28 protein-coding genes are annotated in these 24,340 nt (G+C 52.7%); 27 read left to right on the top strand and 1 reads right to left on the bottom strand.

The window, feature by feature from the left end; all coding sequences use genetic code 11:
* Positions 1-43: 43 nt before the first annotated feature.
* The 15 genes from RBH33_RS16915 (at position 44) to RBH33_RS16985 (ending at position 13,189) form a co-directional block, all read left to right on the top strand.
* Positions 44-1,456 carry an HD-GYP domain-containing protein gene (locus tag RBH33_RS16915; protein WP_306733401.1) on the top strand — a complete coding sequence of 471 codons (1,413 nt, stop codon included), beginning with the start codon at positions 44-46 and terminating at the stop codon, positions 1,454-1,456.
* Positions 1,457-1,604: 148 nt separating this feature from the next.
* Positions 1,605-2,939 carry a sodium-dependent transporter gene (locus RBH33_RS16920; RefSeq protein ID WP_306733402.1) on the top strand — a complete coding sequence of 445 codons (1,335 nt, stop codon included), beginning with the start codon at positions 1,605-1,607 and terminating at the stop codon, positions 2,937-2,939.
* A gap of 47 nt (positions 2,940-2,986) precedes the next feature.
* Positions 2,987-3,304, top strand: coding sequence for a hypothetical protein (locus RBH33_RS16925; protein WP_306733403.1), 318 nt, complete (start codon positions 2,987-2,989; stop codon positions 3,302-3,304).
* 45 nt (positions 3,305-3,349) lie between these two features.
* Complete coding sequence (locus tag RBH33_RS16930; RefSeq protein ID WP_306733404.1) at positions 3,350-3,799, top strand: pyridoxamine 5'-phosphate oxidase family protein; 450 nt, start codon at positions 3,350-3,352, stop codon at positions 3,797-3,799.
* 77 nt (positions 3,800-3,876) lie between these two features.
* Entirely contained in the window at positions 3,877-4,377 is a 501-nt protein-coding gene (locus tag RBH33_RS16935; RefSeq protein WP_306733405.1) for a DUF2867 domain-containing protein, read from the top strand.
* Between the two features lie 27 nt (positions 4,378-4,404).
* Positions 4,405-4,989 (top strand): DJ-1/PfpI family protein, encoded by a 585-nt coding sequence (locus RBH33_RS16940; RefSeq protein ID WP_306733406.1) that lies wholly within the window; start codon positions 4,405-4,407, stop codon positions 4,987-4,989.
* A gap of 116 nt (positions 4,990-5,105) precedes the next feature.
* Entirely contained in the window at positions 5,106-6,287 is a 1,182-nt protein-coding gene (locus tag RBH33_RS16945) for an acetate/propionate family kinase (RefSeq protein WP_306733407.1), read from the top strand.
* A gap of 21 nt (positions 6,288-6,308) precedes the next feature.
* A complete protein-coding gene (gene pta / locus RBH33_RS16950; protein ID WP_306733408.1) occupies positions 6,309-8,438 on the top strand; it encodes a phosphate acetyltransferase in 2,130 nt (709 codons plus the stop codon).
* A gap of 112 nt (positions 8,439-8,550) precedes the next feature.
* Positions 8,551-9,849, top strand: a complete 1,299-nt coding sequence (gene chrA / locus RBH33_RS16955) for a chromate efflux transporter (protein ID WP_306733409.1) — start codon at positions 8,551-8,553, stop codon at positions 9,847-9,849.
* A gap of 71 nt (positions 9,850-9,920) precedes the next feature.
* A complete protein-coding gene (locus RBH33_RS16960; protein WP_306733439.1) occupies positions 9,921-10,385 on the top strand; it encodes a GNAT family N-acetyltransferase in 465 nt (154 codons plus the stop codon).
* Entirely contained in the window at positions 10,370-10,588 is a 219-nt protein-coding gene (locus RBH33_RS16965) for a DUF6500 family protein (RefSeq protein ID WP_306733410.1), read from the top strand. Before RBH33_RS16960 ends, RBH33_RS16965 begins: the two co-directional genes overlap by 16 nt.
* Positions 10,589-10,642: 54 nt before the next feature.
* The gene (locus RBH33_RS16970; RefSeq protein ID WP_306733411.1) at positions 10,643-11,161 is read left to right on the top strand and encodes a GNAT family N-acetyltransferase; all 519 of its coding nucleotides are present in this window, start codon (positions 10,643-10,645) and stop codon (positions 11,159-11,161) included.
* A gap of 53 nt (positions 11,162-11,214) precedes the next feature.
* On the top strand, positions 11,215-11,895 hold the full coding sequence (locus RBH33_RS16975) for an HAD family hydrolase (protein ID WP_306733412.1): 681 nt from the start codon (positions 11,215-11,217) through the stop codon (positions 11,893-11,895).
* Positions 11,896-11,940: 45 nt separating this feature from the next.
* Positions 11,941-12,492, top strand: coding sequence for a pyridoxamine 5'-phosphate oxidase family protein (locus RBH33_RS16980; protein ID WP_306733413.1), 552 nt, complete (start codon positions 11,941-11,943; stop codon positions 12,490-12,492).
* A 55-nt stretch (positions 12,493-12,547) separates the two neighbouring features.
* The gene (locus RBH33_RS16985; RefSeq protein ID WP_306733414.1) at positions 12,548-13,189 is read left to right on the top strand and encodes an FMN-binding negative transcriptional regulator; all 642 of its coding nucleotides are present in this window, start codon (positions 12,548-12,550) and stop codon (positions 13,187-13,189) included.
* A 54-nt stretch (positions 13,190-13,243) separates the two neighbouring features.
* Here RBH33_RS16985 and RBH33_RS16990 read toward each other — a convergent pair whose 3' ends face one another.
* Entirely contained in the window at positions 13,244-14,272 is a 1,029-nt protein-coding gene (locus RBH33_RS16990) for an AraC family transcriptional regulator (RefSeq protein ID WP_306733415.1), read from the bottom strand.
* 133 nt (positions 14,273-14,405) lie between these two features.
* Here RBH33_RS16990 and RBH33_RS16995 point away from each other — a divergent pair, with 133 nt between their 5' ends.
* The 12 genes from RBH33_RS16995 (at position 14,406) to RBH33_RS17050 (ending at position 24,340) form a co-directional block, all read left to right on the top strand.
* Complete coding sequence (locus RBH33_RS16995) at positions 14,406-16,901, top strand: efflux RND transporter permease subunit (RefSeq protein WP_306733416.1); 2,496 nt, start codon at positions 14,406-14,408, stop codon at positions 16,899-16,901.
* Positions 16,902-16,909: 8 nt separating this feature from the next.
* Positions 16,910-17,719 (top strand): outer membrane lipoprotein-sorting protein, encoded by an 810-nt coding sequence (locus tag RBH33_RS17000; protein WP_306733417.1) that lies wholly within the window; start codon positions 16,910-16,912, stop codon positions 17,717-17,719.
* Complete coding sequence (locus tag RBH33_RS17005; RefSeq protein WP_306733418.1) at positions 17,716-19,044, top strand: DUF1302 family protein; 1,329 nt, start codon at positions 17,716-17,718, stop codon at positions 19,042-19,044. Before RBH33_RS17000 ends, RBH33_RS17005 begins: the two co-directional genes overlap by 4 nt.
* Before the next feature lie 607 nt (positions 19,045-19,651).
* Complete coding sequence (locus RBH33_RS17010) at positions 19,652-20,323, top strand: class I SAM-dependent methyltransferase (protein WP_306733419.1); 672 nt, start codon at positions 19,652-19,654, stop codon at positions 20,321-20,323.
* Positions 20,324-20,574: 251 nt separating this feature from the next.
* Positions 20,575-21,039 (top strand): VOC family protein, encoded by a 465-nt coding sequence (locus tag RBH33_RS17015; protein WP_306733420.1) that lies wholly within the window; start codon positions 20,575-20,577, stop codon positions 21,037-21,039.
* Positions 21,040-21,062: 23 nt separating this feature from the next.
* A complete protein-coding gene (locus RBH33_RS17020; protein ID WP_306733421.1) occupies positions 21,063-21,680 on the top strand; it encodes a glutathione S-transferase family protein in 618 nt (205 codons plus the stop codon).
* A 29-nt stretch (positions 21,681-21,709) separates the two neighbouring features.
* A complete protein-coding gene (locus RBH33_RS17025; protein ID WP_306733422.1) occupies positions 21,710-22,093 on the top strand; it encodes a nuclear transport factor 2 family protein in 384 nt (127 codons plus the stop codon).
* A gap of 65 nt (positions 22,094-22,158) precedes the next feature.
* Entirely contained in the window at positions 22,159-22,410 is a 252-nt protein-coding gene (locus RBH33_RS17030) for a YciI family protein (protein WP_306733423.1), read from the top strand.
* Positions 22,411-22,451: 41 nt separating this feature from the next.
* Positions 22,452-22,844 carry a VOC family protein gene (locus RBH33_RS17035; RefSeq protein ID WP_306733424.1) on the top strand — a complete coding sequence of 131 codons (393 nt, stop codon included), beginning with the start codon at positions 22,452-22,454 and terminating at the stop codon, positions 22,842-22,844.
* A 417-nt stretch (positions 22,845-23,261) separates the two neighbouring features.
* Positions 23,262-23,432 (top strand): hypothetical protein, encoded by a 171-nt coding sequence (locus RBH33_RS17040; protein ID WP_306733425.1) that lies wholly within the window; start codon positions 23,262-23,264, stop codon positions 23,430-23,432.
* A gap of 47 nt (positions 23,433-23,479) precedes the next feature.
* Positions 23,480-23,785: an antibiotic biosynthesis monooxygenase family protein gene (locus tag RBH33_RS17045; protein ID WP_306733426.1), complete on the top strand. Its 306-nt coding sequence runs from the start codon at positions 23,480-23,482 to the stop codon at positions 23,783-23,785.
* A 69-nt stretch (positions 23,786-23,854) separates the two neighbouring features.
* On the top strand, positions 23,855-24,340 hold the full coding sequence (locus tag RBH33_RS17050) for a hypothetical protein (protein WP_306733427.1): 486 nt from the start codon (positions 23,855-23,857) through the stop codon (positions 24,338-24,340).

Consider the following 24,340-nt stretch of genomic DNA (forward strand, 5'->3'; position numbering starts at 1 on the left):
CGACTAGGCTTAAGAGACCACTAACATCTACCTGTAGGCCGCGATGACTGCCATTAAACTTTCCGAACTCATTAGCTCTCTCAGCTATGCGCTGGATATCACCGAAGGTCAGCCGGAGGGGCATTGCATCCGTTGTTGCTGGATTGGGATGAATATCGGCCAGCAGTTGGCTCTGCCCGATGAGGCGTTGTGGGAGCTGTACTACGTATTGCTGCTGAAAGACCTGGGCTGCAGCAGCAACGCCTCCCGTATTTGCGAGCTTTATCTCACTGACGACCTGAGCTTTAAGCGGGATTTCAAATGGGTGGACGGCAGTTTGCCGCAAGTCCTGCGTTTTTTGCTGCGCCACACAGGTACAGAGTCGGGCTTGGCGACGCGGTTCAAAGCGATTACAGACATCGTCAAGAACGGCGATGCTATTGCGCAGGAAATGATTGAGACCCGCTGTACGCGGGGGGCGGAGATAGCCCGGCAACTCCGTTTCGGGGAGAGCGTTGCCGCTGGAATTCACTCGCTTGACGAGCATTGGAGTGGAGAGGGTCGTCCAGAGGGCCTGAGGGGCGACACGATTCCCCTATACGCCCGCATCGCATTGCTGTCCCAGGTCATTGATGTCATCCAGCATGCGGCGGGCTCTAAAGAGGCATTGTCAGAGGTGGCGAAGCGCTCGGGCTCTTGGTTTGATCCGGAGCTGGTGCGCGCGTTCCAAGTGGTCGCTAGCGACTCGGCCTTCTGGGAAACCCTTGCAGATCCGCACATTAGTGAGCGCGTGCTCGAGTTGGAGCCGGGTTGCGTCGAAACTGTGCTGGATGACGACTTCTTTGACGATATTGCCGAGGCGTTCGGCATGGTCATTGACGCTAAGAGCCCCTATACAGCCGGGCATAGCGCCCGAGTTGGTCTTTACACTGTCTTGCTCGCCGAGGATCTGGGCATCGGCGACGCCCGCCGCCGCTGGCTAAAACGGGGCGCCCTGCTGCATGATGTCGGCAAGCTGGGTGTCAGTAATCGCATTCTCGATAAGCCTGGCAAGCTTACCGAAGCCGAATACGAAGCCGTGAAAATGCATTCGGTGTACACCGGTAAAATTCTCAGCCGCGTGCGCGCCTTCGGCGAACTGGCGGATGTTTCCAGTGCCCACCACGAACGCCTGGATGGCAAAGGCTATCCGCTGCAACTAAGCGCAGAGGAGATTACGCTGGAAACCCGAATCATCACCACCGCCGATATCTTTGATGCGATCACCGCATCGCGGCCCTATCGCGCCGCTGTCCCGGTTCAGGAAACCTTGAGTATCATGCAAAAGGCGGTCGGCACGGCTATAGACCCAAATTGCTTCGCGAGTTTGAAGAGCCTGATAGAGCAGCACCCTGAATTCTTCACAGATTTGGAGGCGCAGGGTGTCGACAATAACAACGGCGAAAAAGCCGCCTCCGCTCCTGCCAGTGTTGGATAGAAGGACGCGCTAACGGTAGGTCGGCCATTGCCGTTTTCTTGCCTTCATTCGGCAGCATGTACAGATTAAGTTATTCGGTCAGCCGTTGCCCCCTCTTCGGCTTGTCGGGTAAGCTCGGTGCTCATTTGAGACGAGACCGAGGTGGTGTGTGTCCCAATCTTCCGAACCGTTTGTCGCCCAATCGCGTAAGCAATGGAGTTCCGAGCCAGCGTTTGTATTCTCAATGGCCGCGGCAGCCGTGGGGCTCGGCAATCTCTGGCGCTTCCCTTACATGGTGGGGGAAAACGGCGGCGGCGCTTTTGTGGTGGCTTATCTGCTGGCGCTGCTGGTGGTGGTGTTTCCCATCATGGTGCTGGAAGTCTCAGCCGGGCGCCTCTCCCAAGGCAACACAGTACAAACCTACCGGCAGGTCAACAAATTTGGCACCGTATATGGCTGGTTTGTTGTTGCCATAACCACAGCCATTACCAGTTACTATTTGGTGATCACCGGTTGGACGCTGGGCTATGCGGTGGATGCCGTGCGGGGGGATCTGCGTCACTTTGACGACTACTCCGCCGGCTACAACTCCCTTTGGTATTTTCTTGTCGTCACGGTGCTCGCCTGCTTGGTGTTGATTAAGGGCATCAGTGCCATAGAGACAGTTTCCAAAATTCTGATGCCCGTGTTGGTGTTGGTCATCATCGGTCTGGTAATCACCGCCAGCCAGACCCCAGGCTGGAGTGACACCAAGGCGTTTTTCTTCGACGTGGATTGGTCACGCCTGAGCGACACCCGCCTCTGGGCCTTCGCCTTTGGGCAAGCGTTTTACACCCTGGCCATCGGGCAGGGGTATCTGGTCACCTACGGCAGTTTTATTCCGCGGAAGACTCACGTGCCCCGAGCCTGCATGATCGTAGCTGGTACAGAAACCTGTATCGCCCTGCTCGCTGGCTGGATGATTTTCCCGTTTGTGTTCAGTTATGGCATGGAGCCGGCTGAGGGCAGCCAACTGGCTTTTGTTACCTTGCCGCGCGTGTTCCAGGAGCTTACTGGCGGCGCCTATCTGGCGGTGATATTCTTTGGCCTCTTTTTCGCCGCGGCCTTCAGTTCCTGCTTGGCCGGATTAAAGGTCTTGATCGCCGCTGTGGCTGAAGAGCTAAAGGTCAGCAATACTGCCGCCGTGCTGTCAGTGACCGGGCTAATGCTGGTGTTGGGCACCGCCTCGGCACTGAGCTTTACCCCGCTGAACTGGAGCATCGGCGGTGATCCAGTGCTGGACGTTATCGATCGCGTGGCCGGCGGCAATGTGATTATTTTCTCTGGGGTAGTCGGCGCGGCACTGTTTTGCTGGTTTATCCCGGCGCAGCGGATTCGCTCGGTGCTGGGTACCGGCAACCCCTGGTGGGAATGGCGCATCTATCTGGTGGGTCGCTTCCTGCCACTGCTGATCCTCGCCTGGCTAATGGTGACTTGGGGTGTCTCGCTGATTCGCGGCGGGTAACGGCGATGACTCGCTTTTAGGGGCGTGTTTTATACAACGGGCTATGTATGGAAAAGAACTACAGTGTTCGGCACCTTGGACTGTTCTCTCGACCACTATTGAAGGTGGAGGAGGGTGGCTTTCATTATAAAGGCCGCTTCTATACATACAGAGACGTAGAGGCCGTGAATGTCACCGGGGGATTGGGCCAGCCGCAGAGGCTGAGCGTTCGACTCAAGGGACGAAAACTAATACTCGTCCACGCAGGAGCGCTTGAGCTAAACGGCAAGAAAGCAAAGACCGGCTTTTTCTCCGGAAATAACCAAGTATTTGAAGACCTAAAAAATTACTTCTTGGAGCTAAAGCAACAAAATATCGCCATCTGAAGTCACCAGTGAACCGTGCCTCACCCCAATAAAAAGTAAAACGCAATGTTGACTGAAAAAATCAAGAACTCGATCAGCGAGAGCATTCTGTGTTGGCTCGCGACGTCAAGCCCCGATGGGGAGCCGAATTGCTCGCCAAAAGAAGTCTTTACCTATCGAGGTGACAATGAGCTGATCATCGCGGATATCGCTTCTCCAGGAAGCGTAGAGAACATTCAATTGAATCCGCGTGTGTGCGTAAGTTTTGTCCATGTATTTAAGCAAACGGGCTTCAAGCTCAAGGGTAACGCTGAGTACATTTCCAAGGACGAGAAACAGTACGACGAATTGTTTGCCTTAATAGAACCTATAGTCGGTACGATTTTCCCGGTCAAGGGCATCATTGTCGTGGATGTTAAGTCATGCCAGCCCATAATTGCGCCTGCCTATTTCTTGGTCGACGGCACTACCGAAGAAAGCCAAATACAAAGCGCAAAAAGAACCTATGGAGTATAAGGTGGCTAAGGCCACGATGGGTGGAGGATGTAGCCATCAAGCTATCAAGTCAAACTATTTGAATAGAGGTTATTCCATTGATTACGGAAATAGGATTTCCCGGCGGAACAGAGATCAATGGTAGGGAGCGTGGCTCGTTCTATCGTGATTCTTATAGCGTTACCGTTGGCAAGAAGGGACTGGGAGCGCGACAGGTTTATCACGGAATATTTGGCTATCTTTCTATGCCGGTTCAGGTGGCACTCAGAGTCCGAAATTCGGTGGCGAAGTTAGTAGGATTCGCTGCCACCAATACAACAATGAGTGCACTGTCCATGGAAGAAGTTCAGCCAGGTAAGCGTGCGGGCTTTCTAACTATCGAGGCGGCCTCTGATTCAGAGGTGGTCTGTGGAGCGTATGAGAAAAACATGGATATGTGGATTTCCGTTCTCAAACTTTCTGAGCAGGACTTCGCCATCTCGACGCTTGTCAACTTAAAGACTAGATCGGGAAAAATATACATGGCGATCATAAAGCCCTTTCATAAGGTGGTGGCAAAGTATTCAATACGCCAATCGTTAAAAGCAGGGCGCATATAATTCGTCAACTGGTTTCCGGAGAACGGCATGAATGTCGGAATTTATATCTACGACCAAGCTGAGGTGCTCGATTTCGCCGGTCCGTTCGAGGTGTTCAGCACCGCATCGCGAGTAGCTGATGGTGAAGCGCCCTTTAATGCCTTTCTTGTTGCAGAGAATGAAGGGCCGGTGGTAGCAAGAGCAGGCTTTAAGGTTGCGCCCCACTGTACGTTCAAAAATCATCCGTCGTTCGACGTGTTGATCATCGTCGGAGGCGTGCACACAGGCGAGTTGGCCAAGCCCAACGTTATGGAATGGATCGCCAGTCAAGCGGCGAAGGCTACCGTTGTTGCGACCGTGTGTACCGGTATCTTTTTGTTGGCGAAGGCGTGCCCGCAACTTACGGGTAAGGTAACTACCCATTGGGAAGATATTGATGATCTGCGTTCGATGTTCAGTCACCTGGATGTGGTTGAAGGCGTTCGCTGGGTGGACGAAGGGAAAGTGGTTAGCTCGGGCGGAATCTCTTCCGGTATCGATATGTGCTTACACTTAGTGGCCAAACTGCACAGCACTGATTTGGCGGACAAAACGGCCAGGCAAATGGAATACGTTTGGACTAAGAGCAAGTAAACGGTCGTCGCGACGGAAATCAGCGTTACATCCTGTTGTCATCCGCCTTCTTGGGTATTGCTATTCCAACGCCCTGTCTTACACTGTCATCAAATTTCTCAACGGTTTTGTGGCGTATGATTTCTGCACCGGTTCTGGTTATTAATTCAGGCAGTTCCTCTCTCAAATTTTCGGTCTTCGATATGAACACTGGCGGCGAGGCCATGGCGGGCCTGGCGGAGCGTCTTGAATCCGGCGATGCGCAGCTGAGCTGGCGGGAGCGAGGCGGCGACAAGCAGACGCTGCCCATCCCTCACCAAGGTCATGAGGGCGCGCTTTTGGAAGTGCACCAGGTGCTGAAACACTTGGGTAGCCCCCTGGCTGTGGGCCACCGTGTGGTTCACGGGGGTGAGGCGTTCTCCGATTCGGTGCTTATTGACGACGCGGTTATCGCCGGCATTGATGACTGTGCCAGCCTGGCGCCTCTGCATAACCCGGCCAACGTTCTTGGCATCCGTGTCATGCAGAAACTCTATCCGCAGATTCCGCAGGTGGCCGTGTTCGATACGGCGTTCCATCAAACCTTGGCTGAGCGGGCTTATCTGTACGCCATTCCCATGCATCTATACCGTGACCACGGCGTGCGTCGCTACGGTTTTCACGGCACCAGCCACAAGTACGTTGCCGCGCAAGCCGTCGAGCGTCTGTCTCTGGACCCGGCCAACCATGGAATCATCACCGCCCACCTTGGTAATGGCTGCAGTGCCACAGCGGTGCGCAATGGCCATTCGGTGGACACCACCATGGGCATGACACCCCTGGAGGGGTTGGTCATGGGCACTCGCAGCGGAGATGTCGACCCAGGGTTGCACGAATACTTGGCGGAAAGCCTGAACATGTCCCTGGCGGAGATCACCGCCATGCTGAATCGCGAAAGCGGGTTGCTCGGTTTGTCCGGGCTTTCTAATGACATGCGCACACTGACGGAAGCCGCCGAGCAGGGTAACGCTGATGCGCAGCGTGCCATCGATGTGTTCTGTTTTCGGCTGGCCCGTCAAATCGGCGCCCTGGCGGCTTCGCTGGAGCGATTGGATGCCCTGGTGTTTACCGGTGGCATTGGCGAAAACGCCAGCCCGATCCGCGGGCAGGTACTCGCCAAGCTGCCACTGTTTGGGTTCTCTTGTGATGCGGAGTTGAATCAACGCCATGGTGATGAACGAGGCATTATTACCACAGCCGATTCCGTTCCGGCATTGGTCATCGGCACGCGCGAGGAGTGGGTTATTGCCCACGATGCCTATCAACTGAGCCAGACCTGACGGAAAGAAGGAGGGCAACACGTGCAACACAGTTTCTTCATAACCGCGACAGGTACATCCACCGGCCTGACATCGGTATGCCTGGGTCTGGTGCGAGCCTTGGAACAACTTGGCGTAAAAACGGCGTTTTGCAAACCCATTAGTCAGCGCCGGGGCGGAGATCAGGGGCCGGAGCGATCAACACATTTTATTAACGCCACTCTCGGTCTGCAGCCCGCCAAGCCGATTGATCTGGGCTACGCACAGAGGCAACTTTCTCTGGGCAAGACCGATGCACTGATGGAAGAGGTGATTCAGCTTTACCATCAATCCGCCAAAGATGCCGAAGTGGTGATCGTGGAAGGGTTGTTGCCCCTCGCGGATGAAAATTACATAGGCAAACTCAATGTCAACATGGCGAAGGCGCTGGATGCGGACGTGATCTTAGTCGCCGCTCAGAACGCCGAGAGCAGCGCGCAACTGAACGAGCGCATCAGAATGACAGCCAGCCTATTCGGTGGTCCCGCGAATGAACGTTTGTTAGGATGCATTCTGAACAAGGTCGGCGCTCCGGATCCGGAAAGCCAACAAGTGATGGCGGGCGAGGAGCCAACGTCCATCGATATCGACTTGGAGCGATTGCAGCAGGCGGCGTGTGCCCTGCCAATATTTTCTGACAGTTTCCGTTGCCTGGGCGCCATTCGCTGGGACCCTTCGTTGGTCGCACCGCGAACCATCGACGTCTGCCGCTATTTACGTGCGGACATACTCCAGGAAGGCCAAATTCAAGAGCGTCGTGTGCAGAGCATTACTGTCTGTGCGCGCACGGTTAAGAATATGCTGCACACCCTGACCGCCGGGACTCTGTTGGTCACACCCGGAGACCGGGAAGACATTCTGCTGGTGACTTGCATGGCGGCATTAAACGGCGTGCCCTTAGCCGGCTTGGTGTTGACCGGCGGTATTAAGCCGTCACCAGAAATGATGACCTTGTGCCAGGCGGCGTTTAAAACCGGGCTGCCGTTGATGTTGGTACAACGCAACACCTTTAGCGCGGCGCAAAAGCTCAACAACATGGATACCGAGGTTCCGGTTGATGACGTGGAGAGAATTGAACATGTCATGAACGCCGTGGCGACGGACCTTGATGCCGGTTGGCTGGTGGAGCGGGCGCGGGTGGATATTGAAAAACGTTTGTCGCCGCCGGCGTTTCGCCACCTTCTTGTGCAGCGGGCGAGGGCAGCCAACAAACGTATCATTCTGCCGGAAGGCGAAGAGCCGCGCACCGTCCAGGCGGCCGCCTTGTGTCACCAAAAAGGCATTGCCCGTTGTGTGCTTCTGGGCAAACCGGACGAAGTGCGGCAAGTGGCGGCGAGTCAGAACGTAACCCTGCCGGAAGATTTAGAAATTATCGATCCGGACGGCGTGCGCAATGATTATATCGGGCCCATGGTCGCGCTTCGGGAACACAAAGGCTTAACCAGCCAGATGGCCGAAGCATTGCTGGAAGATACCGTTGTGCTGGCCACCATGATGCTCGCTCAGGACCACGTGGACGGGCTGGTATCCGGTGCTGTGCACACCACCGCAAATACCATAAGGCCGGCCTTGCAGCTGATCAAAACCAAACCGGACGCGGCGCTGGCCTCTTCGGTGTTTTTCATGTTGTTGCCGGACCAAGCGGTGGTGTACGGCGATTGTGCGGTGAATCCGGTCCCGGATGCTCGGCAGCTGGCCGACATCGCTGTTCAGTCAGCTGATTCAGCCTTAGCTTTCGGAATTGAACCGCGTGTAGCCATGATCAGCTATTCAACCGGGCAATCCGGTTCCGGCACTGACGTGGAAAAAGTGCGCGAAGCCACCGAGTTAGCGCGTAAAATGCGGCCGGATTATTTGATTGATGGCCCGCTTCAATACGACGCCGCCAGCGTCCCCTCCGTGGCCGCGAGCAAAGCCCCGAACAGTCCGGTAGCGGGTAAGGCGACGGTATTTATATTCCCCGATCTAAACACTGGCAATACAACGTACAAGGCGGTCCAGCGCAGCGCCAGCGTAGTGAGCATTGGCCCCATGCTGCAAGGCTTGCGCAAACCGGTTAACGACTTGTCACGCGGTGCTACCGTGGATGATATCGTCTACACCATCGCACTGACGGCGATTCAAGCGGGTTAGTGGCTAGTACCAAGTCGTAACCCCAGCTACCGTTTTCTCGCAAGGTGCGTTAATTCGAATTCCTCCCGGGCAGCCAAGTGAGTTTAGTTAGAAGCATTAAAGGACATAATAAATGAGTCAAGTTTCATTCAGGGAGGCTGTAGCGGTTTGGCTAAAGATTGGCCTGCTCAGTTTTGGTGGTCCGGCAGGACAAATCTCTCTGATGCACCGTATTATTGTCGAGGAGAAGAAGTGGCTGGATGAATCCCGTTACCTTCATGCATTGAATTACTGCATGCTTCTCCCTGGTCCCGAGGCTCAGCAGCTTGCCACCTATATTGGTTGGTTGATGCACGGAGTTCGAGGCGGCATTGTTGCGGGGTTGTTATTTATTCTCCCCGGAGCCCTGGCGATTCTATTGCTGTCTTGGGTGTATGTACTGGTCGGCAACTTGACTGTGGTCGAAGGGATTTTCTTTGGTCTTAAGGCCGCCGTACTGGCCGTTGTTGCACAAGCGTTGATGCGCATTGCTCGTCGTGCTTTGAAAGGCAAGTTGAAGCCCGCCTTAGCCGTAGCCGGTTTTCTGGCATTGTTTGTTTTTAGTGTGCCGTTCCCCATTGTTGTTTTGACGGCTGGCCTCGTTGGCTACGCCGTGGCAAGAAGTACCGGAACAGTCGGCAACGCAAAAGAAAATGAAGGCAGTGTAGAAACCGTAGTTCGCCCAGGCACCAGAAGTGCAGCGCTGGTTTGCCTGGTACTTTGGTTACTTACTGTAGGTGGGCTCCTAGTATTTCTGGGCTACGACAATGTGTTCTCACAAATCGCCGTGTTTTTCTCCAAGATGGCGACAGTAACCTTTGGAGGAGCCTATGCCGTTCTTTCCTATGTCGCCCAGCAAGGGGTTGAAAACTTTCAGTGGCTTCAACCCGGCGAAATGCTTGAAGGGTTAGGATTGGCAGAAACAACACCGGGGCCTTTGATTCTAGTCACGCAATTTGTGGGTTTTTTAGCGGCTTATCGCGAAGCGACGGCCGAGCCTTCACTTTTGGCGGCGACCATCGGCGCCTTGCTGACCACCTGGGTTACCTTTCTACCATGCTTTTTATGGATCTTTGCAGGAGCTCCATACGTCGAGAAACTGCGTAATAATCGCGCCATATCTTCTGCCCTGGCCGCGATTACGGCGGTGGTGGTGGGTGTGATCGCCAACCTGGCGATCTGGTTCGGTATTAGTGCGCTGTTTACAGAGCAGATCACCATTGCGTTATACGGCACAAACATGCAACTACCTCGAATAGCCAGCGCCGACCTACCCATGCTTGTACTATCAGCAGTGGCGTTTGTCTGCGTCTTCAGGTTAAAAATGAGTATACTGCCGTTAATCGGCACAATGGCTTGTCTAGGGGCTTTGTGGTTATTGGTGGCAGGCTGACATCCACACACCCGCCGTTTTAGTTTGCTAGATAACCGATATTTCAAAAAAACCAGCAGAGAAACACATTGGTGAATATACAACCGGAGTTCTCGCCTCTGAGCGAAGAACATATAAGGGGCTGCGCTGATTTATTTGCGCAGACATTCTCCCAGCCGCCTTGGAGTGAGGACTGGACAGTCGAGCTGGCGCATAAACGTCTGTCTGGATTATTCCATTCCGCCGGAGCCTACGGTGTCGTGGCGCTGGTGGGTGGCCTTGCTGTGGGCTTCGCTCTGGGCCAGGAGGAAGCCTGGCCGGGCGGAAGCCAATTTTTTGTGCAGGAATTTTGCGTTCACCCCAATCGTCACCGTAGTGGTATTGGTACTACGCTGATCAGGGAGATGGAAAAAGCATTGCGGAATCTCGGGGTGCGTCATTTGGTATTGGTTACTGCGCAAGGTTCTCCCGCGCAACAGTTTTATGCTCGAAGCGGATTCTCTGTGGCTGAAGACATGCTCGTCATGAGCAAGGAGTTAGAGTGCAACAAGAACTAAGAAATAGAATAGTCGACGTGTGCACGAAAAAGATACTGGCCAAGGGCGAAACCGTTGGGGTTTCATTCTACGCGTTCTTCGCCAACAAAAATGACAATCCAGTGTTGCTTATGGAAGCCGCCACCTGGTGGATTAAAACCCACAAGTTGGATCATTTTGAGAAGGCCAAGAAAATTAAGCAGATGGTTCAGGCTGGACTCTAGTATATTCGAAGTGGTGTTGGGGTTGACCATGGTCGGTGCGAGGAATAGGAATTTATGAATATTCGTCTAGCTACACAAGCGGATGCCGCAAGCGTGGCTGACTATTTTGAAGCGAACAAGCGCCACTTTCAGCCGTGGGAACCCATTCGCGAACGCGGATACTACAGCGAGGCAACGCTTCAGCAGAGGTTGGCCGAGTATGAGCGTCAACATCGCGAGGGCACTGCCGCACACTTTATCGGGCTCAAGGACCACGAAGTGGTTGCGCACTGCGCCCTTACCAACATTATTTATGGGCCTTTGATGGCTTGCTTCATGGGCTATGGTGTATCGAAAAATCACGAAGGTACGGGAATGATGACCCAGGTGTGCCAGGTCGCAATAAATCATGCCTTCATGGAGCTCGGGCTGAATCGAATCATCGCGAACTATATGCCGCGCAACGAGAGATCCGGAAACCTGCTGAAGAAACTTGGCTTTGCAGAGGAAGGGCTTGCTCGGAAGTATCTAAAAATTAATGGCAAGTGGGAAGATCACGTGCTCACGTCTCTTCTAAATCCAAACAACCTATAAAGGTAGACCCTGCAAACAGGGGCTCGCGAGTGGGCCTTAGTCGAGGAAATTAGATGATGCTACAAGGACGAGACACAGTCCTCCTGGATATGAACGCTACATTCATGTTCGGTCACGATCGCTTTGGAGAGAACGAAAACTACGGAGCCTACTTCAAGGAGATCGGCGGCACCCTGCCAGAGGACGACGTTCAACGGATTATTCAGAAGGTGTTTAGCTATCTGGAGCCACGTTTCCCTGACCCTAAGTACCGGGAGTGCTTTCCGTCCTTGGATGCGGCTCTCGATGTTGTGCTGCAGGGGCATCGTGTATCGACATCGGATCGGCAGCGGCTCATTGCCACGTTTTCTCATCATGAATGCGGTATCATTCCACCAGAATACTGGGAAGCACTTCGGGAGCTTGCCTCGACGTACCAGCTAGGCTTGGTCGCCGACATCTGGGCCCCAAGGCAACGCTGGATAGAAGAATTCGAGCGTGCGGGTGTGCTTAAGCACTTTCGGGCCATGTCGTTCTCGTCAGATCATGGTATTGTCAAGCCGTCACCAAAGCCATTCTTGCAAGTCCTTCGAGATCTCGGCGCTACGCCTGCGAAAACGATGATGATCGGCGATTCCGTTCGCCGGGACCTAGGTGGTGCAACGGCCGCGGGTCTGCCTTGTATTTTGGTCGGGGGCTGTAAAGATTCTGGTGCAATGGCAGCCGTCAATACGCTATTGGACGTTCTGGGGTAACACTGATTTAGCCTCAATTCGCGAGGCAATGTGAAGGAGATAGCGGTGTCAGAAAAATTCGAAGAACTGCTCCCGAAGCATACGGAGTTTATCAATGCACAGCATTTGTACTTTGTTGGGACGGCTGGTGCGGAAGGGCGCGTGAACGTTTCTCCCAAGGGCATGGATAGCTTGCGAGTATTAAGTCCCAACCGGCTCATTTGGCTCAACATGACCGGCAGTGGCAACGAAACAGCGGCGCATGTGCTGGAAAATTCGCGAATGACCGTGATGTTTTGTTCCTTTGATAAGCAACCGCTGATACTTAGAGCCTACGGCCAGGCGAAAGTTGTCTACCCACGGCATGCGGCCTGGAATGAACTCGTCGAAAAATTTCCCAGTTACACCGGTGCTAGGCAAATATTTGAGCTAAGCATTGATCTCGTACAAACGTCCTGCGGGTTCGCCGTACCGTTTTATGAATACAAAGGCGAGCGTGAAACCCTCAATAACTGGGCCGATAATCGTGGTCGAGAAGGCGTAAAAGAGTATTGGGAAAAGAAGAACCTGGTAAGTTTGGACGGTAAAAGTACCGGCATCAGTGAAGATGCATCATGATCAAGGCTCTTTGTCGCTGGTGCTGGACCACGAGAACACTGAGGAATAACAATTCATGTACATTCCAAAACACTTTAAAGAAGATGACACGCAAACGCTCCATCAGTACATCCGCGACTACAGCTTCGGCCTGTTAGTTGTCGCCGATGCAAATGGAATTGAGGCAAACCATGTGCCTTTCCATCTTAATACTGAAGAGAGCGGTACACTAGGCCGTTTGCAGTGCCATGTGGCTCGAAGCAATCCTGTATGGCAACGTTTGGGGGAGGGAACTAAGGTTCTCGTCGTCTTTCAGGGGCCTGATGCCTATGTGTCGCCTTCATGGTATCCAACTAAGAAGGAAACCGACCGGGTAGTGCCAACCTGGAATTATTTGGCAATTCATGCGGAGGGAATTGCTAAAACAATTGAAGACTCCGCATGGTTGTTACGTCAACTTCACGCATTAACTGACCAGCATGAGTCTGCCATGAGCGAGCCCTGGTCGGTCGATGACGCTCCAGCGGAGTTCACTGATCGATTGTTAAACGCGATAGTTGGCGTGGAGATCGAAATCACAGCCCTAAAAGGCAAGTTAAAGGCGAGTCAGAACCAACCGGCACGAAACAAAGCGGGGGTTAAAGCTGGCCTTGCAGAGGTTGAAGGAAAGGCTGGTCATGCTATGTCCGAATTTATCAAACTCGAACCGGGGGTTTAATCTCGGCTCCTTTTTTTGCGGCTTAGCCTTCTCCGCACGTAGATTCGGAAATGTCTATTCGAAGCAGGATTTTCTGAATTGCTTTGGGGTTAGGCCCGTCCATCCTTTAAAGGCATGATTAAAGGCACTTTGCTCAGAATACCCCAAAAGCAGCGCAATTTCGGACAAGGGCATGGATCCGTTGGCCAAATAATCCTTGGCCATTTCGAGCTTTACTTCCCGCATGATGTCCTGAAAGCTGACGCCCTCTGATTTAAGCCGTTGCTGAAGTGTCCTCGGGCTGACACCAAGGTTGCGAGCCACTGTGCTGATGTCCAAATCCATCGACATGCCAGGATGACACGCAACCGATCTCACTTTCTTTGACCAGGAGTCGGTTGCGTTAAGCGCGTCTAACTGACTATCCGCGTATTGAAGCAGCGTCGATAGGAGAATTTCATCGGCATAGGGAATGGCTGTATTCAGGGTGGCATTGGAAAATTCCAGCTCCGTGGCTTTCGACTCAAAATGGACCGGAGCTTTTAAAACTGATTCGTGCAATGCGGTAATGCCAGGCGAGGGCCAGGTAAAGCGCACGGCAGCGGGGCGTATCGGCTGTTTACACAACACACTGAGAATGGTCACCAGCGCGGAAAACATGCATTCACACATGTGCCGCATCACAGTGTCATCCGCAACGCTGGCAAAGCCGGTCACGGAAATGGCCACAGTGCTGGTTCGTCGTTCCAGTTTCGGGTGAAGCGCGTCGGAGCACAGTTCATGGTACTGGCAGAAATTTTCTAACGCTTCACCAACGGTTTTGCTGTTTGCCGCCAAAGTCGTCAAAAAATGCCCATTGATATGTTGGACTAGAGCTGCCCCCGCATGCAGTCCAAGGTGCTCATCATCGCTTACCTCGAGCGCCAGCGCCCATATTTCATGGGCCTCTTTCTCCAACAGAGCGGATTCTCTAGGCGCCCTTGTGGTGCCAAGCTCGTTGGCGTCCCGATCCTGCCATTTGTGATACGCGCTAATAATCTGTAACGCAAACTTGGAGTAGGTTTCTTTGAGGGGGTGCACGCCTTGGTCCGAGACTTTATCCATAATTACTCTACGGTTCGCCTGATGTTTTTGTTCCCTGGTTTCGTGAATTATCAAATTTCCTAGACCAAATATCAATACGGCGACAGCTCCAGCACGTAGCCTAAGCGCAGCTCTCAAAGAAAAGACGGCGCTTATGAAACTGAAGAACTGGATGCCAAAAATCGCAGGTTGGACCTTCGACCACCCGATAGTGAGTCTGCTCCTCGTACTGGGGTTGAGCTTGGCGTTGGGTGCGGGTTTGCTAAGGCTGGAGATGGACTCCAGTAACGAATCCCTATTCCAGCGTGGCGATCCGACGCTTCAAGCGTACCAATCCTTTCAGCGTGAGTTTGGCCGCAATGACGTGGTTGTGGTTGCCGTATCCACCGACGAGCCTCGCAGCGCGGCCTTTATGAGTCAGCTGCGACAGTTGCATCGCGATCTGGAGGATCGTGTCCCGTGGCTCGATGATGTGACCAGCCTGGTGAATGCGGATTGGATGGCATCTCAGGAAGGCGACGGGCTACTCGTTGGAGACCTGGGCGACGTGTGGCCGGAACAAGGTGATCTGGAGCTTGCGCGTTGGAATGAAATCGTCACCAGTTCTCTGTACCGGGACACCCTGATCTCCAGCGACGGGTCAATGGTGTTGCTGGTCGTGCGCGCCATGGCGCAAGCACCTGATGAGCCTGCTCAGGCCGAGCAACAGGACTTCTTCAGTGCCGAAGCCCAAACCGCTGACGATACGCAAAATGCTGATTCTGACCAGCCACGACTGACCAGCGAACAATTAAACGCGTTTGCCAGCGCTATTCAGGAAATCGTCGCAGACCACGAGGCTCAGGGTATGGAAGTTCGTGCGGCGGGCGGCCCACTGCTGGATAAGCTACACCATGATGCCATTCACCATGATGTAGCCGCTCTCATGTCCGCCGCTCTGCTCACCATCATACTTGCACTTTACGTGCTGTTCAGGCGCATCACGGCAGTGGTTATTCCCGTCGCTGTGATTACCTTGGCGCTCGCCAGCACACTGGGGCTTATGGGTTGGGCGGGAATTCCATTCACCCCTGTCACCCAGGCATTGCCAGCCTTGTTGCTAATGGCCGGCGTTCTGGATGCAGTGCATCTATTCGGTTTGTATTACGTCGAAAGACGCAAAAGCACCCAGACGCGCAGCGCCATCATCAATGCTGTGACGCACAGCGGCATGGCGGTGCTGTTCACCAGTTTGACGACGGCGGCGGGATTTCTAGCTTTTACGGTGGCGCGCATGAAACCCATCGCCGATTTCGGTTGGCTTGCTGCCTTCGGGATCATGCTGATCTTTGTATACACCCTGGTGTTATTGCCCGCGTTTATCCGAATCATACCCGGCAGGGTGTCCGCATCCGACAAGGCCACCCACACGCTTTGGCCTAGGTTGACGGCCAGGATGATGGGGTTATCGGCCATAGGGGTACGACATCCATTAAAAGTCATGGCGGTTGTGGTGGCGCTGGTTATCGCCGCCATTCCTGGCGTGATGAAAGTGGACTTTTCCTATGACGTACTTAACTGGTTCCCAGAAGACACGCCCATACGGGTCGATACTTTGGCGATTGACGAGAAAATCCAGGCCACAGTTCCGCTCGAAGTCATTGTGGACACGGGCCAGGTAGATGGCATCCTAACGCCTGAATTTATGACCGCGTTGCGCGAATTTCAGGACTACGCTGAGTCGCTTGATCCTGGAACGGTGAAGGTGGGGCGGGCGACCTCCATTGTCGATGTATTGGAGCGCATTCATTCTCAGCTCGCCAAGGTCCCTCCGGATCAGGCGATTCCCGACAGTCAAAACCTGATACATCAGGAGATGCTTCTATACGAAAGCGGCGGCCCCCGGGAAATAACACGCCTTGTTGATCGCGACTTCTCCAAGGCCAGAATTACACTTCGCCTGGCTTACGCCGACGGGCGAGAGATGGTGCCTCTGCGGCAAACGCTGGAAGACAAAGCGATGGACGTGTTCTCAGGGTTGGGTGAGGTCACTGTCACGGGTACCGTGGATCTGGTGGCTACCGGCACCATCGACCTGATTGCGAGCATGACAGACAGCTATCTGTTTGCCGCCATCAGTATCAGTTTGATGCTGATTATTCTCTGGAAATCGATCAAGCTCGGTGTGCTGGCGATCATTCCAAACTTTATCGTGATCTACCTGGCATTGGCCGCCATGGGTTACACGGGCATGGACATTAACCTGATCACGGTTTTGCTCGGTGGTATCGCGCTGGGCCTGGTGGTTGACGACACGGTTCACTTAATCAACGGCATTCAATACAAAATTCGCCGTGCCGGGGAGACGCTTGAAACTGCGGTGCGAGAAACGATTAGAGTCATCGCGCCTTTGCTTCTGATTACCAGTGTAGTCCTGGCTGGCGGCTTTTCCTTATTTTCCCTTTCCATGATGTCGGCGTTGCAAAGCTTCGGCATTCTTTTGGCCTTTACGATTCTGCTGGCTTTTGTGTTTGATCTGGTTGTGATCCCCGCGATCATGTCGATATTTGCTACCCGACTGAACGCGCCGGCCACCCAACCTGACAACGTGCGACCCGACAACATGCTACCCGAAAAAACAGACCGCCAAGTCAGTAACCTTGGACAGTGAGGACGATTATGTTGACTCTAAAGAATACAACCCGCACTGCGTTCATCACCTTTCTACTTTTGGTGCTTTCCCCCAACCTCTCTGCTGAAGAGGATGAGGGCCGACGTATCATGACTGATGTGGATAACCGGTACCGGGGTGATAGTTGGTTGATGGACGCCTATCTACTATTGACCGATGAAAATGGCCGAGAACGAGAGCGAAGCCTGCGAATGCTAGGCAAAATGTTTGGGGAGGATGAACGAACGCTCACCTATGTTCGGGCACCTTCGCGCCTACGAGGCACCGGCATTCTGACCTACGATTGGGACGATCCGAGTAGAAGCAATGAGTCCTGGCTCTACCTGCCGGACCTCGGCAGGGTGACTCGTCTGACAACCGGCAACCGGGCAGATTACTTTCTGGGTAGCGACTTTACCTATGGTGACCTGGAGGGACTCGAAGTGGAGGACTTTGACTATGAAGTGGACCAAGAGCACAGCGAAGGTAAGGAAATTGTCGTCATCGCGACACCTAAAAACCGAGGTATTGTCGATAAGTACGGTTACACCAAAATTCACTACTGGGTCGACACTGACAAGGATGTAGTCACCAAAGCGCAGTACTGGTTGAAAAATGAGGGCTGGATTAAATACTACAGTCAATTCGAGTTCGAGCAGATCGATGGTGTTTGGCTTTCAAGTCGGGAGCAGATGATCATGACCCGAAACAACAGAAGAGTGCATTCCACGGTCATTACACGAGGTGATGTGCAAATAAACCTGAACATTCCCGATAACACATTCACAACTAACGGCTTGGAGCGAGCGGCGGAATGACTCTACATAAGTGGGCCCCCGTTCTAATGCTGTTGACTTGGAGCTGTACGGCAGTCTCTGAAGACTTCTTCGAAATGACTGATGCCGAGCCCAGTCGAACAGGGCAGGAAGCAGAAAGAAACATTGAGTTTTCTGGCGCGCTCACGCATCGACTCCACTATGCTCTCACCGAGCAGAGCGATCAGCTTCCTTTTCGTCGCGAAGACACTGGCCCTGCGTCCATTCGATATGACTTGTTGCTGGAAAGCCGGTACAGGCTCGGTGATGATATTACTTTCCAGTTGGCTGGTCTTGGCAGCTATGATGCAGAACTGGTGGACCCATCCTACATCGAATTGCATCAATCCTATATTGAATGGGGGGCGACCCCTTCGCTAAATCTAAAGGTCGGTCGGCAGCTCGTTTCGCTTGGCGAGTCCAACTACTTTCAGATCGCTGATCGAATCAACCCAATTGACGAAAGAGCCTTCGGGTTAGCGGAGCTGCGTGAAACACTTCTCCCTGTTGCTTCGACACGGCTAAGTTACTACCAATCAAGATGGGGCCTTGACCTGACCGCCGTGCATGAGTTTCGGCCCAATCAATACGATGAACCCTACGGTGACTTTGATCCCTACATTGAACTTCGTGCTCTGCCCCTGCATATCCAAGAGCACCGGCCCGATGTCAGTTTCACCGATCCGGATCTCGTGGGCCGATTGTTCTGGTCGCGGCCCTGGGGGGACTTGGCCGTATTCGCGTCACAAATTCACAGTCGGGAGGCTAGACCGTTGGAGGCAGGTTCCAACGATCTGGTTTTAGGTTACTCGGAGATCACTCTCCTTGGTGCCAGTGCCAATCGCGTTCTTGGTGATTGGCTGCTAAAAAGTGAATACGCCTACAGCGATGGTGATCTCTATCTCGTTGATCATAGTCACGCCGTGGAAACACAGGGCGCCAGCGCCCTTTCAGTAGAAGGCAGTGAACACCAGCATATGGTGGGCGGGCGCTATTCCGGTATGAGCAACCTGACTCTTGATCTTGAGCTTCTCGGCTCACGCATCGGCTCAACGGAAGCTCCCCTGGGAGAGGAAAAGACGCAGCTCAAAGGTGTTGCAAGTTTGGAATACCAGATGCTAAACGAAGATCTGGTGGCCAACTTAACCTATATGGGGTGGACCAAAAATCCTGCATCAATGGTACGCTTTCGGCTGGATTACGCGTTCCGGGACGAAATTGTTCTGTTTATCGGTGCCGTGAATTACCGAGCCAGCTCCGAGGATTCGATGCTGGCGCCCTATCAAAATAACGACCGAATTTTCACGGGTTTTACGCTCACTTTCTAGCAGTGAGGCACTCCGGCGTGTGTAATAGTATTACGCCAAATTTCCGACTTGTTTTTACGTATGAGAAAACACGCTATGCAGGTAATTTTAAAAGCAGTTGCATTGTTTATATTACTAATGCCCATGCAAAATGGTGCAAGTGCGGACGTGACGGTTGGCATGGGGATAAGTCCTTGGCATTCAGGCATTGGGCTTAACGTTGGCCTACGCGGCGAGAGAGATCTGAAAACTGTCTCATTCGGCTGCGCGACGATATACTATTCCAGCGTACACGGGTGGGATGCGAAATGCGGCGGTGGGATAGGCTGGATTCGGGGAGGCATCCTACCAAGACTTGGTGACAATCATGCGCTTGGCGTGCATGCCAATGCTTTTAGTTTGATACACGATAGTGGCAGCCCGGAGCGAAATGTAAAAACCGAGTACAGGCTAGACGTGTCCTATATCTACTTCTTTCGGGGCGTTGGGAAACCAGGTTTCCATATTGGAAGCAGCCCACTGTCATACGAATACAATGAAGGATTACGCGTCGGCCCAAGCATTGTATTGGGGTACCAATTCTAGCGAGTTTCCCCTTTGACTTCCCTATGTTATGGCGGTCCCAGATATGAAATTCGAGCAACAACAACAGGCCAGTGAGAAGGATGTTCTCTTCTGGGACAAGAGTGCGCGGAAGTATGCCGCCTCGGCCATTGCCGATGAGGCGGGTTTCGAGCGCACTCTGGCGCGCACACGCGATCTCATACCCGCCGGCTCGCGGGTACTAGAGCTAGGCTGCGGTACAGGCACGGCAGCACTGCGCCTTGCCGATGCGGCAGATAGCTACCTGGCTACGGATATTTCCGGCGGCATGATTGCTATTGCGGAAGAAAAGCTCGCCAGTGCACGTCAGGACGGAGAAGCTGGCCAACTGAGTTTTCGTCAGGCAACGGCCAATACCTTGGTTAACGACACTGTCCGGTACGATGTCATCATCGGATTAAACTACCTCCACCTTGCGGGAGATCTGTCTACCGTCCTAGGTCACATTCGTACTCTGCTCGCGCCGGGCGGCCTCTTTATCTCGAAGACACCTTGCGTGGGTGACATGAATCCGCTCATTCGCCTCGCTATTCCAGTTATGCGGTTTGTTGGCAAGGCGCCCAGCGTAACCGTCTTTTCTGCCGCTTTGCTTGAAGACTCAATCCGTACCGCCGGTTTCGATATCATTTCGTGCGAACGCCATGGTTCCACGAAAAAGGACATCCGTCCGTTTTTTGTTGCCAAAGCATTGGAATAAACCCACTCATAATCTATTTCACATGCTCGCCCATGGAGAACATCAAATAACCAGCTGTTCGAACAGTACCCAAGACATAGAGGTAGCGCGGAGCTTGTATTGCAAGTAGAATACCCAGAAATACTGTTTGGATGAACAGTTTTAAGGTGCTTCCAAGCGAAAAGCAAGCCCCAAGGAGCGATGTTTTGAAATACACCATACTGTCCGCCCTATTTTTATTCAGTACAGCTTATGCAGAGGAGTCCGTTCAAGTGAATAGTAGTAGCGCCATGCAAGAATACAAATCTATACCCTTGGCTCAACGCCTGCACATCATCTTGCTGGGAGTCGCCGATGTTCAAAAATCAGCGGACTTCTATGATTCTCTAGGTTGGAGTAGAGCTTCAGATAGCCATGCCGGTTTTGTTAAGTACGACCTAGGCGGCTTTGCAATAGCGCTGATATCAAAAGACGATTTTGCCAAGGACGCTAACTACGCTTCCTCGGAGCGGTCCGGATTCCCCGGTATCGCTTTGATTTACTTGGCCAAGACTGAAGATGATGTAAAGCGAATTCTAAAGAAAGCCGTGGAGGCGGGCGGCGAGTTGGTCAAGCCCGCTACAGTCACTCCATACGGAGTCGCCGGTTACTTTCGTGATCCGGATGGTCATTTGTTTGAAGTGGACTATGAAGAGAAATTCAACTTCACAGAGGATTATCACTTAATAACAGAGTGATGTGATCGCAAGTGGAAAGGACTATGAAACTATACGACGATCCAAGATCAGGCAACGGCTACAAGGTGCGGCTGCTTCTGTCACACCTGTCTCAGCCGTACCAGTATGTTCCGATTGATATTCTGCGAGGTGAGTCCAGGACGACTGAGTTTCTGCAGAAAAACTTAAATGGCCGTATTCCCGTGTTAGAACTGGATAACGGCTCATCCCTCCCAGAGTCGAATGCCATTCTCTATTTTCTGGCACAAGGCACCGACTATTGGCCGACGCAGCCGTTTGAGCAAGCGCAAGTCATGCAGTGGTTGTTCTTCGAGCAATACAGTCATGAGCCAAATATTGCAACGCCGCGATTTTGGCTAACTATTAAAGGGCTTGACGACACACCCTTTAACCGACAGCTGTTGGCCCAAAAGCAAGAGGCAGGGAATCAAGCTTTGGCTGTAATGAATGAACACTTACAAACCCGTCGGTTCTTCGTGGCGGACCGCTACTCAATCGCGGACATCGCCCTCTATGCCTACACCCATGAAGCCCACGAAGGGGGCTTCGATCTGAGCCGATATCCCGCCGTCGTTGCCTGGCTGGAGCGAGTAAGCGCGCAGCCAGGGCACGTTACAATGGACCAGTGGAACGATGTATAGCGTGAAACCATCAATATAAGGGAGGAATTATGGAAGGCAAAAAGCGTCAGGAGCTGGTGGAAACATACATTGAGCGCTACAACAACTTTGACATTGAGGGAATGTTGTCTTGCCTGTCAGAGTCTGTTCTGTTCGAGAATGAAACCGCCGGAGAAGTGGATGCTCGAACAGAGGGAAGAAGCCAGTTCAAGGAGTTGGCAGAACAATCAGCACAGCTGTTCAGTGCCAGAAAACAGACGATTACGAGCTTCGAGAACGTTGAGGAAAAGCTTGTAGCGCATATCGCTTACCGGGCCGTACTCGCAAGTGATCTTCCAAATGGCCTCAAGGCGGGGGAGACGATTGAGCTAACTGGAAAGTCGGAGTTCGAATTCACAGGCGACAAAATTTCGCGCATTAAAGATATCATCTAATTTGCGATGGGTACTGAATCCGTACCCATCAACAACCACTAACTGCTTACAGATAGGAAACGCCTATGCGGTATTTGATACTCGCCATGCGCACTCCGCAGTTTCAAGCTTCGGTCATCGAACCGCACAAACAGTACTTGGCCGAACTTAAACGAGACGGCGTATTGGAGTTGTCGGGGCCATTCACTGATAAAAGCGGCGGTGCATATGTGATTCAAGCGGGCGATCTTGAAGCAGCAAAGGCCATCGCGTTCAAGGACCCTATTCATACCACTGGATCATCAAGAGTCTCGGTGTTTGAATGGAACGCTGAATAGAAACGTCAAGGAGTGGCAATCAGACTCAGACCGGGGGACCTATGCGAATAGTGGTGAACATAGACGTGCCGGATCTTGCCGCAGCAATTGAGTTCTATACCACTGCTGTGGATTTGAGGCTCAGCCGTATTTTAGATGACGACGTAGCAGAGCTTACGGGCGCCGACTCCGTGATCTATCTTCTGACAAGTCCGACCGGTTCAGCCGCCTCGAAATCAACAGATGAGAGGCGTCGATACACACGGCACTGGACGCCGGTACACATTGACTTTGTCGTTGAAGACGTTCACGAAGCTTCAGAGCGAGCGATAAGCGCGGGCGCAACACGGGAAAGTGAATGCGTTGAGTGGCGAGATTCCAAGTGCATTACATTCTCAGATCCCTTCGGTCATGGTTTCTGTTTGATTGAGTTTTCTGGTAAAACGTATGGTTAAAGTGAGTGTGCTACGGTATTGCAGCGGGATCATGAAAAGGTGGAATAAGTTCAGACGCTGGATTAATCGCGATGATGGAAGTTTCTATCGGGCGCACAATCGGGTTCTGCATCCGCTTGAGGTCGTCGGCTACAGCTTCATGTTGATGTCTCTCGCATCCTACTTAGTCACGACCAGGACAAGCCTTAGCTGAGTTCTTGTCGGGTGGACAAGCTTTATCTTGGGATGCCTCCTGGTTATACTCGGAGCCTTGAAGGCGGGGCATGGAGCCGACGGTCTCTAACCTGGTCCAGATTGAGCGAAAGTCATGCTGGCCACATTGGTATCCTTGGCTTTCACGGGGTATCCACAACGCCTTTTGCGCTTCCATAAATAATAACGGGCTACTCAGTTTGCGAATTTGAAAAGGAGATCATAATGGATAAGGCAATCCGCATGGCGGCCATCATTTCGGTTCAAACTAAGATTCTAGCAAGAACACACAAAAATCTTAGTGGAAGTGCAAGCACCGAGTGCAATGAGTTGGAGCCTAGAGAGTTAGAGCACTCGGAAGATGAAATCGCCGAAGGTCTTCCTGCGGAACCATAAGTTTTTTGCGTACCACCCGGAAACCCCACCCTAACTTGGAGGATTACGTGGTATTAGAAGTTGCGATACTTGATGTGAAGCCGCACCAAAGTGAAGACTTTGAGCAGGCATTTGGGGTCGCTCAGTCCATCATATCGTCTATGCCCGGATACCTATCTCATGAACTTCAGCGTTGCATTGAGAAATCCAGCCGTTACATACTTCTCGTTCGCTGGCAGACATTGGAGGACCATACCCAGGGGTTCCGCCAGTCCGAGCAATACCAGCAGTGGCGTTCCCTGCTGCACCACTTTTATGATCCATTTCCTGTGGTGGAGCACTATGAGTCGGTCTACGGTGGTAACGAAACCTAGTTTTGCTTGAAGAAATCGAACCGGTGCGAACGGTTCAAAAATATCTGTTGATGAAAGGATCTGCCGACAATGAAAAATACAGTTACCCTCTGCCTGCTTTTGATCGCTCTGTCCGGGTGCTCCAGCATAGTCAGCAAATCTGAGTATTCCGTTGCCATTGCAAGCACCCCAGACGAAGCACGGTTCGTCATTACCAATAGACAGGGGCAGAAAGTTCATAGTGGCGTGACGCCGTCGTCAATCACCCTGAATGCCTCGGCTGGCTATTTCAAACCAGAGTCCTATACCGTTGTGTTTACCAAGGAAGGGTACGCCGATAAGACGTTCACCTTATCCAGCACCATTGATGGTTGGTACTTCGGGAATATTATGTTGGGCGGTGTTATCGGCATGCTGATTGTGGATCCCGCAACCGGAGCCATGTATAAGCTGCCCCCGCGCGTTGATGTAAGTTTGGAGGGAACGGTTTCAGAGGCTCGCCAAGATGAGCTAACTATCGCTACGTTGGAAGAAGTTCCCGAACAACTGCGCCATGAGTTGATCAAAATTAACTAA

This window comes from Marinimicrobium hydrolyticum, assembly GCF_030848505.1.
Lineage (GTDB): Bacteria > Pseudomonadota > Gammaproteobacteria > Pseudomonadales > Cellvibrionaceae > JAVDDU01.

Bases quoted from the DNA above. Each gene is read 5' to 3' on its own strand.
- RBH33_RS16985 (WP_306733414.1), top strand. From the start codon at position 12,548: ATGTACATTCCAAAACACTTTAAAGAAGATGACACGCAAACGCTCCAT.
- RBH33_RS16970 (WP_306733411.1), top strand. From the start codon at position 10,643: ATGAATATTCGTCTAGCTACACAAGCGGATGCCGCAAGCGTGGCTGAC.
- RBH33_RS17000 (WP_306733417.1), top strand. From the start codon at position 16,910: ATGTTGACTCTAAAGAATACAACCCGCACTGCGTTCATCACCTTTCTA.
- chrA (WP_306733409.1), top strand. From the start codon at position 8,551: ATGAGTCAAGTTTCATTCAGGGAGGCTGTAGCGGTTTGGCTAAAGATT.
- RBH33_RS17020 (WP_306733421.1), top strand. From the start codon at position 21,063: ATGAAACTATACGACGATCCAAGATCAGGCAACGGCTACAAGGTGCGG.
- RBH33_RS16930 (WP_306733404.1), top strand. From the start codon at position 3,350: ATGTTGACTGAAAAAATCAAGAACTCGATCAGCGAGAGCATTCTGTGT.
- RBH33_RS16940 (WP_306733406.1), top strand. From the start codon at position 4,405: ATGAATGTCGGAATTTATATCTACGACCAAGCTGAGGTGCTCGATTTC.
- RBH33_RS16995 (WP_306733416.1), top strand. From the start codon at position 14,406: ATGAAACTGAAGAACTGGATGCCAAAAATCGCAGGTTGGACCTTCGAC.
- RBH33_RS17005 (WP_306733418.1), top strand. From the start codon at position 17,716: ATGACTCTACATAAGTGGGCCCCCGTTCTAATGCTGTTGACTTGGAGC.
- RBH33_RS16990 (WP_306733415.1), bottom strand. From the start codon at position 14,272: ATGGATAAAGTCTCGGACCAAGGCGTGCACCCCCTCAAAGAAACCTAC.
- RBH33_RS17010 (WP_306733419.1), top strand. From the start codon at position 19,652: ATGAAATTCGAGCAACAACAACAGGCCAGTGAGAAGGATGTTCTCTTC.
- RBH33_RS17040 (WP_306733425.1), top strand. From the start codon at position 23,262: ATGGATAAGGCAATCCGCATGGCGGCCATCATTTCGGTTCAAACTAAG.
- RBH33_RS16915 (WP_306733401.1), top strand. From the start codon at position 44: ATGACTGCCATTAAACTTTCCGAACTCATTAGCTCTCTCAGCTATGCG.
- RBH33_RS16975 (WP_306733412.1), top strand. From the start codon at position 11,215: ATGATGCTACAAGGACGAGACACAGTCCTCCTGGATATGAACGCTACA.
- RBH33_RS17050 (WP_306733427.1), top strand. From the start codon at position 23,855: ATGAAAAATACAGTTACCCTCTGCCTGCTTTTGATCGCTCTGTCCGGG.
- RBH33_RS17030 (WP_306733423.1), top strand. From the start codon at position 22,159: ATGCGGTATTTGATACTCGCCATGCGCACTCCGCAGTTTCAAGCTTCG.
- RBH33_RS17035 (WP_306733424.1), top strand. From the start codon at position 22,452: ATGCGAATAGTGGTGAACATAGACGTGCCGGATCTTGCCGCAGCAATT.
- RBH33_RS16925 (WP_306733403.1), top strand. From the start codon at position 2,987: ATGGAAAAGAACTACAGTGTTCGGCACCTTGGACTGTTCTCTCGACCA.
- RBH33_RS17025 (WP_306733422.1), top strand. From the start codon at position 21,710: ATGGAAGGCAAAAAGCGTCAGGAGCTGGTGGAAACATACATTGAGCGC.
- RBH33_RS16945 (WP_306733407.1), top strand. From the start codon at position 5,106: ATGATTTCTGCACCGGTTCTGGTTATTAATTCAGGCAGTTCCTCTCTC.